The organism is Streptomyces actinomycinicus (genome assembly GCF_016741775.1).
Classification (GTDB): domain Bacteria; phylum Actinomycetota; class Actinomycetes; order Streptomycetales; family Streptomycetaceae; genus Streptomyces; species Streptomyces actinomycinicus.
The window spans coordinates 189,867-201,994 of record NZ_JAERRK010000014.1 but is presented as its reverse complement, the minus strand read 5'-3'; the positions used below and the strand labels follow the sequence as shown (position 1 = coordinate 201,994).

The following is a 12,128-nucleotide window of genomic DNA, read 5'->3' as shown; positions in this document are numbered from 1 at the left end:
TTCACCACCACCGCGGACGCGGTGCCCGTGCGGCCGGGGAGCCGGACATGACCCAGCCCAACCGTCCCGGCGGCACCGCCGTGCTCCACGGGGCCCGCGCGGGGCGGCCCGGGAGCGGCGGCCCGTACGGAGGGGGGACCCGGTGATCCGTGCCCTGGCCGTGGTGGGAACCGGACTGATCGGCACCTCCGTCGGGCTGGCGATGAGCCGCCACGGTGTCGCCGTGCACCTCGTCGACCGCGATCCGGCGGCGGCCCGGACCGCGGCGGCACTCGGTGCGGGCGTAGCCGGGCCGCCCGCGGGACCGGTCGACCTCGCCGTGCTCGCCGTTCCGCCCCGCGCGGTGGCCGGCGTGCTCGCGGAACAGCGGGCCCGCGGACTCGCCCGGAGCTACACCGACGTCGCGAGCGTCAAGGCGCTCCCCCTCCGGGAGGCCGGCGAGGGCGGCCTGGACGCCTCCTTCGTAGGGGGCCACCCCATGGCCGGGCGGGAGCGGTCGGGGCCACTGGCGGCACGGGCCGACCTCTTCGAGGACCGCCCGTGGGTGCTCACGCCCGCGGCGGGGACCTCGCGGACGGCCCTCAACCACGCCCTGGAACTGGTCGCCCGGTGCGGTGCGACGCCGCTCGTCATGGACGGCGAGGCGCACGACCGGGCCGTGGCGCTCACCTCGCACGCACCGCATGTGATGGCGAGCCTGCTCGCCGCCCGCCTGCAGGACGGCAAGCCGGACGCCCTGCGGCTCGCCGGGCAGGGTCTGCGCGACACCGCCCGTGTCGCCGGCGGCGACCCCCGGCTGTGGGCCGAGATCCTGTGCAGCAACGCCGCACCGGTCGTCCAGGTGCTGCGGGAGGTCGAGAAGGATCTCGCGGGCCTGCGCGCGGCGTTGGAGGACCTCGCACGGGACGGCGGGCCGCGGCCGGCCAGCCGGCACCAGGTGGCGGAGCTGCTCGAACGCGGCGCGGCGGGGCTGCGCGCCATCGGGCCCGCGCCCGCACACCGCCCGTTCACGCAGGGCCCGTTCCGGGTGACACTGGCCGGACGGCCCGGGGAACTGGCGCGGTTGCTCGACACCCTCGGGGAGCACGGGGTGGGCGCGCACGAGGTGACCACCCGGGCCACACCCGGACAGGACGGCGTGACCGTCGAGTTCCCGGCACCCGCCGGCGGCGCCGAGGAGCTGCGCCGCCGGATGGCCGAGCGGGGCTGGCACGCGGAGGACGGCTCCGCCCGACCCCGCCGTGACCCGCTGCCGCAGCCCTCCCCCGCCGGCCGGCGGCGGGACGAGGACGTCGTACCGGCGCAACGGGTGGCCTCGCTGCCCGGCGGGTGAGACCGGCACTGGCGCCCGCCGCCGCCAGTACGCGACGGGCGCCGCCGCCAGTACGGGACGGACACCGCCGCCGTACGGGACGGACACCGCCGCCAGTACGCGACGGGCGCCGCCGTCAGTGCGGGGACCGGATCTCCCGCTTGAGGATCTTCCCGGTGGGGCCCTTCGGCAGGGCGGGCAGGAGCCAGACGGTGCGCGGGTACTTGTAGGGGGCGACGCGCTCCTTGACGTAGGACTGCAGGTCCTCCGGGGAGGTCCGGGCCCCCGGGACCAGGACGACGGCCGCGGCGACCTCCTCACCGAGGGAGTCGTGCGGGACGCCGACCACGGCCGCCTCCACGACGTCCGGGTGCTCGTAGAGGACCTCCTCGATCTCCCGCGGGTAGACGTTGTAGCCGCCCCGGATGATCATGTCCTTCTTGCGGTCCACGACGAAGAGGTAGCCCTCGTCGTCCTGGCGGGCCAGGTCCCCGGTGCGGAACCAGCCGTCCTGGACGGCCTCGGCCGTCGCGTCGGGCCGGTTCCAGTAGCCGGTCATGACGTTGTGGCCGCGGACGGCGATCTCGCCGACCTCACCGGCCGGGACGTCCTTGCCGTCGCCGTCGAGCAGGCGTACCTCGACCCCGTGGATCGGGGTGCCGATCGAACCGGGCTTGCGGGGCCTGTCGAGGTGGTTGAAGGTGACCACGGGTGAGGTCTCCGACAGGCCGTAGCCCTCGGCCACCGCGCAGCCGAAGCGCTTCTCGAAGGCGTGCAGCACCTCCGTCGGCAGGGCGGCCCCGCCGGAGACGCAGACCCGCAGGGTGCCCGCCTCGGGACCGGTGCCGGACGGCGCCTGGTGCAGCAGTGCGTTGTACATGGTGGGCACGCCCTCGAAGACGGTCACGCCCAACTCGTCCAGCAGGGCCAGGACTCCGGCCGGCTCGAAGCGGGGCACAAGCACCAGGCAGGCGCCCTTGCGGATCGCGGCGTTCATGCCGCAGGTCTGGCCGAAGGCGTGGAAGAGCGGCAGGCAGCCCATGACCACGTCCTCGGGACCGACCTCGATCACGCGGTCGGACACGACCTCGGTGTTCCGGCCGACGTTGCCGTGGGTCAGCGCGGCGCCCTTCGGCCTGCCGGTCGTCCCGGAGGTGTAGAGGATCACGGCGAGGTCGCCGTCACCGCGAGGCGTCTGCGCACCGGCCGGCGTCTGCTCGTCCGCCTGCGCCAGCCCCGGGCCGACCGGGGTCACCACGGCACCCGTCGCGCCGGCCCCCGCCGCCGCCTCCTCGGCGCCGGCTTCGTGCACGAACAGCCGGCATGCGCCCGAGTCGGCCAGACAGTGCTCGATCTCGCGGGCCTTGAGCAGCGGGTTCATCGGGACCACGACTCCCCCGGCGCGCAGGATGCCGTAGTAGAGCGCGACGAACGCCGGGACGTTGGGCAGCATGACGCCCACCCGGTCACCGGCCGCGAGTCCCTGCGCCCGGAGCATTCCGGCGACGCGGGAGGCGGCCGCGTCCAGCTCCGCGTACGTCGTCACGCCGGCGCCGAACCGGAGGGCTGGGCGATCCGGGTGCCGCCGTGCCGATTCCGACAGGTTGTTCGCGATGTTCGGCATGCGTCCTCCCGGTGACAGCCCGCCCTTGGCACAGTGCCCGGTACAGACTGGCGGTCGTGGAAGCCGCCACCAATGGACCGGCGGACAAGAAGACGCCCGGCACGTTGTTCCCCCCGACAACCACACCGCCACAGCCGCCCGGGCCCACCGTCCCGACTTGTGAACGACAACAACCGCTCTCGTAGGCTGGCCTCGTGCAGCGTCGCCCGCCCGTGCCCGAGATCGCCGCCGTGGCCCAGTCCCTGCGCTCCCGGTTGTCCGAACTGGTCGAGCGGGCCGCCCGTCGCATCCGCGAGGAGATCGACATCTACGGCCCCTCGGGCACCGTGCCGGAGGAGGAGCTGCGGGCGTCGCTGTGGCGCAACATCGACAGCCTGCTCGCCCAGTTCGCCCGGGGCAGCGAACCCGATCTCACCGAGCCCAGTGAGACCGGGCGGTTGCGCGCGATCCAGGGCGGTCCGCTGCCCGACGTCCTGCGCGCCTACCGGCTGGGGTTCGCCGAGGTGTGGGCGGTCCTGGCCGACGAGGCCGGCCGGCTCGCCGTCGATCCGTCCGTGCTGGTGCCGGCGGCGTCCGACGCCTGGCAGCTGGCCGACGAATACAGTGACGCGCTGACCTCCGCGTACCGCAGGGCGGCCGCCGAACTGGTCCGCACCCAGGAACGTGAACGCTCCGCCCTGACGGAGGCGCTGCTCACCGGCCGGATCACCGACCGGGGGACGCTGTGGGAGGTGGCCCAGACCCTGGGCCTGCCCCGGAAGGGCCCGTACGTCACGGTCGCGGCAGAGGCCACCGCCCTCGGCCAGGAACCGCTCGGCGACGTCGAGGCCCGGCTGGCCGCGCACGGCATCCCCTCAGCCTGGGCGCTGCGGCCCGATCTGCGCATCGGGATCGTGTGCCTGCTCCGCCCCGACGCCCTCGACCTGACCATGGCGGTGCTGCGACGCCTGGCCACCGCCCGGGTGGGCGTGAGCCCGGCCTTCGCCTCCCTCGACGGCAGCGGCCAGGCCCTGCGCCACGCCCGCCTGGCCATGAACAGCCGGCCCGCGCAGGCGGCCCCGCGGGTCGTCCCCTTCCAGGACGACCCGCTCACGCTCGTCATGGCGGCCGCGCCGGAAGCCGCCGCCGACCTCGCCCGTACCGTCATGGGCCCGGTCCTGGCGCTCGGCACCGACGCCCGGGCCGTCCTGCTCGACACCTTCCAGAGCTGGATCGAGGCGGCCGGGAACGCCACCGCGACGGCACGGGCCCTGCACTGCCACCCCAACACCGTCCGCTACCGGCTGCGCAAACTGGAGGACCTGACCGGCCGTTCGCTCCAGGCCCCCGGCGACACCGCCGAACTGGTCGCCGCCCTGCGTGCCGTCAGATTCCTCCCGGACCCCGGGACCCCCGCCGGTTGACCGGCCCGCGCCGCGGAGTGCCGTCAGATTCCTCCCGGACCCCGGGACCCCCGCCGGTTGACCGGCCCGCCCCGCACGCCGTGTGTCCGGCCCGCGCCGCACGCCGTGTGTCCCGCCCGCCCCGCACGCCGGACACAGACGCCCCTCCAGCGGCCGGCGCCCAGGTCGCCTCCCCCCTCCCGCCTCCCGCCTCCCGCCTCCCGCCTCCCGCCTCCCGCCTCCCGCACAACGCTCTCTCCCGCACAACGCTCTCGTTCACCTTCCGGATGACGGAGATCACGCACCGCATCCCCGGCCCGCCCCGTAGGCTGGCCCGTGCAGCTGGTTCGCCCCGTCCGCCAGGCGGGATGCGTCGCAAGAGGGAACCCGGTGGAATTCCGGGACTGCCCCGCAGCGGTGAGCGGGAACGACCGCCGTCATACGCACTGGGCCCGAGGAGGGCCTGGGAAGCGACGGCCAGTAGGAGTCTCGTACGACAGAGACGTGCCCGCGAGTCCGAAGACCTGCCAACTGCCCGCGTACGCACCATGCGTGCGCGGACATCCCGGTGACCTCGAGGGCGGGTCGGCGTACACATCAGGCGGACGACCGTGCCTTCGCGCGCGGGATCGCGTCCGCCCGGTTCGTCACCCCTTCGCGCTCTCGTCCCGTCCCCGGGACCTCAGGGACTCATCTCGCGAAGGAGATCTCCGTGACAGCGAAGTCCGCGACCGCGGCAGCACGGGCGACCGTGTACGGCTACCCCCGCCAGGGACGGCACCGGGAACTGAAGAAGGCGATCGAGGGCTACTGGAAGGGCCGCATCACCGCCGACGCCCTCCGCTCCACCGCCGCCGGCCTGCGTCGTACCAACTGGCAGCAGCTCGCCGAAGCCGGCATCCACGAGGTGCCCACCGGCGACTTCTCGTACTACGACCACGTCCTGGACACCACCGTCATGGTCGGCGCGCTCCCCGCACGCCACCGGGCCGCCGTCGAGACGGACGCCCTGGACGGCTATTTCGCCATGGCCCGCGGCACCCAGGACGTGGCGCCGCTGGAGATGACGAAGTGGTTCGACACCAACTACCACTTCCTGGTGCCGGAACTGGGCCCGGACACGCGGTTCGCGGCCGACTCCGGCAAGCAGGTCTCGGAGTTGAAGGAGGCACTCGCCCTGGGCCTGACCGCACGCCCGGTCCTCGTCGGCCCCGTCACCTACCTGCTGCTCGCCAAGGCCGCCCCCGGTGTGGACGCCGGCTTCGTCCCGCTCACCCTGCTCGACCGGTTGCTGCCGGTCTACGCCGAGGTCCTCGCCGACCTGCGCGCGGCCGGCGCCGAGTGGGTGCAGATCGACGAACCCGCCCTGGTCCAGGACCGCACACCGGCCGAACTGAACGCCGCCGCCCGCGCCTACCGCGACCTCGGCGCCCTCACCGACCGGCCCAAGCTGCTGGTCGCCTCCTACTTCGGCCGGCTCGGCGACGCCCTGCCCGTCCTGGCCAAGGCGCCGGTCGAGGGGCTGGCCCTGGACTTCACCGAGCAGGCGGCCGCTCAGCTCGACGACCTCGCCGCCGTGGGCGGCCTGCCCGGCAAGCGCCTGGTCGCCGGCGTCGTCAACGGCCGCAACATCTGGGTCGCCGACCTGGAGAAGTCGCTCGCCACCCTCGGCACGCTCCTGGGACTCGCGGACCGGGTGGACGTGGCCGCCTCCTGCTCCCTGCTGCACGTACCGCTCGACGCCGGCCTGGAACGTGACACCGACCCGCAGATCCTGCGCTGGCTGGCGTTCGCGAAGCAGAAGACCCGGGAGATCGTCACGCTCGCCACGGGACTCACCCAGGGCATCGGCGCGATCACCGCCGAACTCGCCGCCAACCGCGCCGATCTGGCCTCCCGCGCCGGCTCGCCGATCACGCACGCCCCGGCCGTCCGCGCCCGCGCCGCCGCCGTCACCCCGGCCGACGCCCGCCGCTCCCAGCCGTACCCCGAACGGGCCGCCGCCCAGCGTGCGCACCTCGGACTGCCCCTGCTGCCGACCACCACCATCGGGTCCTTCCCGCAGACCGACGAACTGCGCACGGCGCGCGCCGCATTGCGCGCGGGCCGAATCGACACGGCGGGCTACGAGGAGCGGATCAGGGCCGAGATCCAGGAGGTGGTCGGCTTCCAGGAGAAGGCCGGGCTGGACGTGCTGGTGCACGGCGAACCCGAACGCAACGACATGGTCCAGTACTTCGCCGAACAGCTCACCGGCTACCTGGCCACCCAGCACGGCTGGGTCCAGTCCTACGGCACCCGTTACGTCCGCCCGCCGATCCTCGCCGGGGACATCTCCCGGCCGGAGCCGATGACGGTGCGCTGGACGACGTACGCCCAGTCCCTCACCGGCCGACCGGTCAAGGGCATGCTCACCGGGCCGGTCACCATGCTCGCCTGGTCCTTCGTGCGCGACGACCAGCCGCTCGCCGACACCGCCCGCCAGGTCGCCCTCGCCCTGCGCGACGAGGTGGACGACCTCGAGGCGGCCGGCACGTCGGTGATCCAGGTCGACGAGCCCGCCCTGCGCGAGACCCTGCCGCTGCGCGCCGCCGACCGCCCCGCCTACCTGGAGTGGGCCACCGAGGCGTTCCGGCTGACCACGAGCGGCGTCCGGCCCGACACCCAGATCCACACCCACATGTGCTACGCCGAGTTCGGCGACATCGTCCGGGCCATCGACGACCTGGACGCCGACGTCATCAGCCTGGAGGCCGCCCGCTCCCACATGCAGATCGCCCGTGAACTCGCCGGCCACGGCTACCCCCGCGAGGCCGGACCCGGTGTCTACGACATCCACTCGCCGCGGGTACCCGGCCCGGAGGAGGTGGCCGGCCTGCTGCGCACCGGCCTGGAGGCGATCCCCGCCGAACGTCTGTGGGTCAACCCCGACTGCGGTCTGAAGACCCGCGGCTGGCCCGAGACCCGCGCCGCCCTCGAGAACCTGGTCGCAGCGGCCCGCACGGTCCGCGCGGAGCTGTGACCCAGGCACACGCCTGATCCAGGAACCGCGCAGAGCTGTAACCCAGGCACACGCCTGATCCAGGAACCGCGCAGAGCTGTAACCCAGGCACACGCCTCACCCAGGAACCGCGCGGAGCCGCAGCCCAGGCACACGCCTGACGCAGGAACCGCCCGTCCCGGTCACGCGGACCGGGGCGGGCACCGCTCCCTGCGGAGGTGACGCAGATCGTCGTGTACTGCCGGAGCGCCACCCGGCGCCCTCCCGTCGCCCGCCACCGCGCGTACTGCGTCCTCGCCCACGACGCCGTACGATCGCTCACCGGCCTCGGCCACCGGGCGACCCGGCTCGACGACGGCATGCTCGCGTGGCGCCCGGCCGCCCCTGCCCGCCGACACCCCGCCCCTGCCCGCCGACACCCCGCCTCTGCCCGCCGACACCCCGAACACGGGGCCCGCGCTCCCCGGCGCCACCCGGGGTCCTGCTCTCCCCACCGCCGTCCCCAGGAAGTGACATGACCAGCACAGCAGCAGCCGGTCCCAGGGCCTCGACAGCCGACGCCGACCAGGCGCAGCGGCGCATCCTGCGCGTCCTGGTCGCCTCGCAGATCCTCAGCGGTGCGGGACTCGCCGCCGGCGTCACCGTCGGTGCCCTCCTCGCCCAGGACATGCTCGGCACCACCACCCTCGCCGGTCTGCCGAGCGCGCTGTTCACAGCCGGATCCGCGCTCGCCGCGCTCGTGGTCGGCCGCATGTCCCAGGCACACGGCCGCCGCCCCGGTCTGGCCACCGGCTACCTCACCGGAGCCGTCGGCTCGGCGGGCGTCATCACCGCCGCCGTACTGGACAGTCCCGTCGTGCTGTTCGTCGCCCTGCTCGTCTACGGGGCGGGCTCCGCCACCAACCTCCAGGCCCGCTACGCCGGAGCCGACCTGGCCCGCCCCGGCCACCGGGCCCGGGCCGTCTCCACCGTCCTGGTCGCCACCACGCTCGGTGGCGTCGCGGGCCCCAACCTCGCCGCACCCGCCGGCGACCTCGCCGCACACCTCGGCATCCCCCGCCTGGCCGGCCCCTTCGTCCTCTCCGGCCTCGCCTACGCGCTGGCCTCCCTCGTCCTCGCCCTCTGGCTCCGCCCCGACCCCCTGCTCCTGGCACGCGCCCTGGACCGGACGGCGCCGGCCGAAGGCGGCGCCACCGTCGATGCCCCCGGCACCGGGGGCATCCGGGGAGGCGTGGTCCTCGGCGCGCTCGTCATGGTCCTCACCCAGCTCGTCATGGTGGCGATCATGACGATGACGCCGGTCCACATGCGCGACCACGGCCACGGCACCGCCGCGTCCGGCCTCGTCATCGCCGTCCACATCGGGGCGATGTACCTGCCCTCGCCCCTGACGGGCCGGCTGGTCGACCGGTACGGCCGCATGAAGACGGCCGCCGCCTCCGGGGCCACCCTCCTCGCCGCGGGCGTCGTGGCCGCCACCGCGCCCGGGGACTCCGTCGGCCTCCTCGCCCTCGCCCTGGCCCTCCTGGGTCTGGGCTGGAACTTCGGCCTCGTCTCCGGCACCGCGATCGTCACCGACGCCCTCCCGCTCGCCACCCGGGCGAGGACCCAGGGCATGGTCGACGTCTCCATAGCCGTCGCCGGCGCAGCGGGCGGCATCACCTCCGGTGTCATGGTCGCCGCCACCAGCTACCCGGCCCTCGCCCTCACCTGCGGCTTCCTCTCCCTGGCGGTCCTGCCGGCCGTCGCCGTGACCGCGTACCGCCGCTGACCGCCCGGTACCTCGCAGCCCCCTCCCCCGCCAGGGGGCCGACGAGGTGCCGTGACCTTACTGGAACTGCTCCGTCCGGCAGGCCACGAGACGGCCGTCCGCGAATCCCTCGAGCCGGGCCGACCGGGCCGCCGCGCCACCGGGCACCGTCACCTCGACCTGGCCGTCCATGACGTCGACGGACGCACGCGGACGCTGGTCGACGTAGACGTCCAGCCGGTCGATGTTGGTGGACTTGACCTTGAGTCTCAGGGAACCGTTCTGGCTGCTCACGTCCGTGACGGCCACGGCGTGCCGGGTCAGGCCGCCCAGGATCCGGCCGGCCCGCTCGAGCAGGTCGGCGTTGTCCTGGAGCAGGTCGTTGCGCGTCATCCGGTGCAGTTCGTCGGGTGTGACGCCGAGATCCTCGACCGGGGTGCCCGAGTTCCCGCCCACCCGCAGGGTGCGGCGGATGGCCACGCGCATTCCGGCCCGTTTGGGAAGCCGTACGTACGGCGAGGACGGGTCCCCGGCCATGAGGCCGGCCAGGAAGTCCTGCGTCCACACATTGGCTCCGCCCGCGCCGGTGGTCTGGTCGGTGCCGAGGACCGGGCCGATGCCATGGTCCTGGAAGCCGGCGGCGAAGATGTCGGTGGCGGAGTAGCAGCGGGCGTTGGTGATGAGCACGACCGGACCGAAGTACTGCTGGCCGATGGCGTTGGCACCGTCCTCGGGGCTGAGCGGGAAGGCGCCGGAGAACACCGCTCCGATCTCGACGGCCTGGTCCATGGACGGTGTCCATGCCCCGAGGTCCACCTGCGGGTCGCCCTGGTGCTTGCGGCAGATCCGCAGGTTGAGGGGTGTGTTGATGAACTGCACCGGCTCGGGGGTGATGCGGCGCGGCGTGAAGAGCTGCAGGGCGAACTCGGCGGCGAAGACGAGACCGCCGCCGTTGTCCCGTACGTCCAGGATCAGACCGCGGTCCGGCAGCAGACTGAGCAGCCTCAGCAGTTCCCGGACGTAGGCCTCGAGGTCGTCCACGCTGAAGGTGAAGATCCGCAGGTGGCCGAACGTCCCCGCGGAGGTCTGCACCTCCTTGGCCCGGAAGACCTCGGGCAGGGTGGTGGCGATCTCGCCGGCGCGCAGATCGGGTGCGGGCTCGCCGGCCACCGCGGCCCGCGCCTGGGCCACGACCCGGGGAGCGAACAGCAGCACCTTGGCGCGGCTGATCTCGTCGCCCTCGAGGTCCAGCCCCTGCGCCGCCGCGACCGTGGTCACCGCGTCCGCGTCCACGGCGGGCGGCCGGTTGTCGACGACGCGCCAGTTCTCGCGGAACTCGCGCGGAGTGCCGTTCTTGTCGAGGTAACTGATCGTCACCCACTCCTCGAAGGGCGGCAGGTGAAGGCGCAGCGGCCGTACGGTCAGCGACTCGACGCCCCGGCTGCGGCGCGCCTCGGGGTTGCTCCCGGCGAACCGGGCGGCGACGAGGTCGACGGCCTGGGCGATGGGCGTGCCGCTCCAGTGCGTGATCTCGACGCCCGGTTCGAAGCCCGTGGCGGAGAAGCCGCCGGACACGTGAGTGACCATGAAGTGGGCGCCCTGCTCGTCGGTGTACCGCTCGACCAGGAAGGGCAGGAAGGCGATCTTGCCGGCGAAGGGCTCGGGGAGCAGATAGTTGGTGTGCAGGTCCCGTACGGAGTGGAAGATCTCCGACATCTCGCTGTGGAACGTCCACTCCGGCGGCATGTCCTGCGGTGTCTGCCGTTCCATGCGGTGGATGAGCAGCCGTAGGCGCTGGACGGGGTTGACCGCGTACATGGCGGCCTTGAGGGGCAGGTGCACGTAGTTCTGCTCCAGCAGTACCAGCGCCTGAGCAGCGACGACCCGTCGCTCCTCCAGCGTCAGCGTGCCGGCGCCCTTCAGGAAGGTGGCGAGGTCGGTGGAGGCGGCGAGGTGCTCACGCACCGGCTCGGCCGCGTTCCGGACGAAGTCGGGGATGGGTCGGTCGGCCGTCTCGGTCACTGCGGCTCCTGGTGATCGCACGTGTCTCGGGGCTGTCGCGGTCAGTTATCGACGCCCGACCCCCTCGAGACGAGCCGCACACACACCCTTCACTCGAACGAGTGTCCCGAATTCGACGAGGCGGTTGCCACGGAAGTGTTCTAGGTTGTCCCGGATGAGCGCGCAGAGACGGCACTACCGCTACGTGGGCCCGGCCGCGCTGAGAGCCGGCCTGCACCCCGGGAACGGCGGCCACCGCATCACCTCAGCGGCCGCCTTCGATGCCTGGGCCGCGGAGCGGTCCCCCGCGGAACTGGCCGAGCCGTTCACCTTCGTGGTCGACACGGACGGCGCGTTGTGTCTGGCGCCGCGCCGGAGCGAGCACGTGGCGTGTGCGGGTGGACGACCGGTCCTGAGCGCCGGCGAGATCGCCTTCGTGCGTGCGGCGGACCGATGGGAGGTGGGCGACGTGAGCAACCATTCGACCGGCTACTGCCCGGACACCAGTTCCTGGCCGGCCGTCGCACGGGCCCTGGACCGGGCAGGGATCGAGTCTCCGGACGGGTTCACGCACGCGATGGTGTTCCGGCGCTGTCCCGGCTGCGGGCAGCACAACCTCGTACGGGACGACGACTTCGCCTGCGTCTTCTGCGGCAGCGATCTGCCCGCGCACTGGAACGTGGACCCGCGGGCCTGAGTCAGGTGGTCGACCCGGCCGGCCACCACCGGCTCTCCGTCCGGGTGAGGTAACCGCGGTCGCCGGTCCGGTAGATCCGTACGGGACCGTCCTCGCAGGGCAGTTCCGTGAACCGCCGGCTGCCGGCGGGTGAGGCGTTGAGGTAGCCGGCGCTGACGCTGATGCCCGAGACGCCGATCTCGCCGGCCTCGCCGTCGGCCCGTCATCCAGACGATGATCTCGGCGAGGGGTCACAGGCGTCCGCGAACAACCGGTCTGGCTCGGGCAATGACCGCCGCGCTGCCGACGCCGGCCGCTCGCTGCGGCATCGACCACAGCTGCACAGCGGCACCCGGAGACGTCGGCGACACTGGTCGCCATG

General features: G+C 73.6%; 7 protein-coding genes and 1 riboswitch. Of the genes, 5 read left to right on the top strand and 2 right to left on the bottom strand.

Going from position 1 to position 12,128, the window contains the following annotated elements:
- Positions 1 to 142: 142 nt before the first annotated feature.
- Positions 143 to 1,333 (top strand): prephenate dehydrogenase, encoded by a 1,191-nt coding sequence (locus tag JK359_RS25215; RefSeq protein WP_307788272.1) that lies wholly within the window; start codon positions 143 to 145, stop codon positions 1,331 to 1,333.
- 115 nt (positions 1,334 to 1,448) lie between these two features.
- On the opposite strand, the gene JK359_RS25210 is transcribed toward JK359_RS25215, so the two are convergent.
- Positions 1,449 to 2,936 (bottom strand): long-chain-fatty-acid--CoA ligase, encoded by a 1,488-nt coding sequence (locus JK359_RS25210; RefSeq protein WP_201840001.1) that lies wholly within the window; start codon positions 2,934 to 2,936, stop codon positions 1,449 to 1,451.
- A 194-nt stretch (positions 2,937 to 3,130) separates the two neighbouring features.
- On the opposite strand from JK359_RS25210, the gene JK359_RS25205 reads away from it, so the two are divergent.
- From JK359_RS25205 to JK359_RS25195, 3 genes are all read left to right on the top strand, one after another.
- Entirely contained in the window at positions 3,131 to 4,339 is a 1,209-nt protein-coding gene (locus tag JK359_RS25205) for a PucR family transcriptional regulator (RefSeq protein WP_201839998.1), read from the top strand.
- Between the two features lie 305 nt (positions 4,340 to 4,644).
- A riboswitch (cobalamin riboswitch) is annotated at positions 4,645 to 4,864 on the top strand.
- Between the two features lie 166 nt (positions 4,865 to 5,030).
- Entirely contained in the window at positions 5,031 to 7,340 is a 2,310-nt protein-coding gene (metE, locus tag JK359_RS25200) for a 5-methyltetrahydropteroyltriglutamate--homocysteine S-methyltransferase (protein WP_201839997.1), read from the top strand.
- Between the two features lie 493 nt (positions 7,341 to 7,833).
- Positions 7,834 to 9,090, top strand: coding sequence for an MFS transporter (locus JK359_RS25195; protein WP_201839995.1), 1,257 nt, complete (start codon positions 7,834 to 7,836; stop codon positions 9,088 to 9,090).
- 57 nt (positions 9,091 to 9,147) lie between these two features.
- Here JK359_RS25195 and JK359_RS25190 read toward each other — a convergent pair whose 3' ends face one another.
- Complete coding sequence (locus JK359_RS25190; RefSeq protein ID WP_201839993.1) at positions 9,148 to 11,091, bottom strand: S41 family peptidase; 1,944 nt, start codon at positions 11,089 to 11,091, stop codon at positions 9,148 to 9,150.
- A 154-nt stretch (positions 11,092 to 11,245) separates the two neighbouring features.
- Between JK359_RS25190 and JK359_RS25185 the strand changes: the two genes are divergently transcribed.
- A complete protein-coding gene (locus JK359_RS25185) occupies positions 11,246 to 11,767 on the top strand; it encodes a hypothetical protein (protein WP_201839991.1) in 522 nt (173 codons plus the stop codon).
- Positions 11,768 to 12,128: the final 361 nt, after the last annotated feature.

Bases quoted from the DNA above. Each gene is read 5' to 3' on its own strand.
- JK359_RS25185 (WP_201839991.1), top strand. From the start codon at position 11,246: ATGAGCGCGCAGAGACGGCACTACCGCTACGTGGGCCCGGCCGCGCTG.
- JK359_RS25210 (WP_201840001.1), bottom strand. From the start codon at position 2,936: ATGCCGAACATCGCGAACAACCTGTCGGAATCGGCACGGCGGCACCCG.
- JK359_RS25195 (WP_201839995.1), top strand. From the start codon at position 7,834: ATGACCAGCACAGCAGCAGCCGGTCCCAGGGCCTCGACAGCCGACGCC.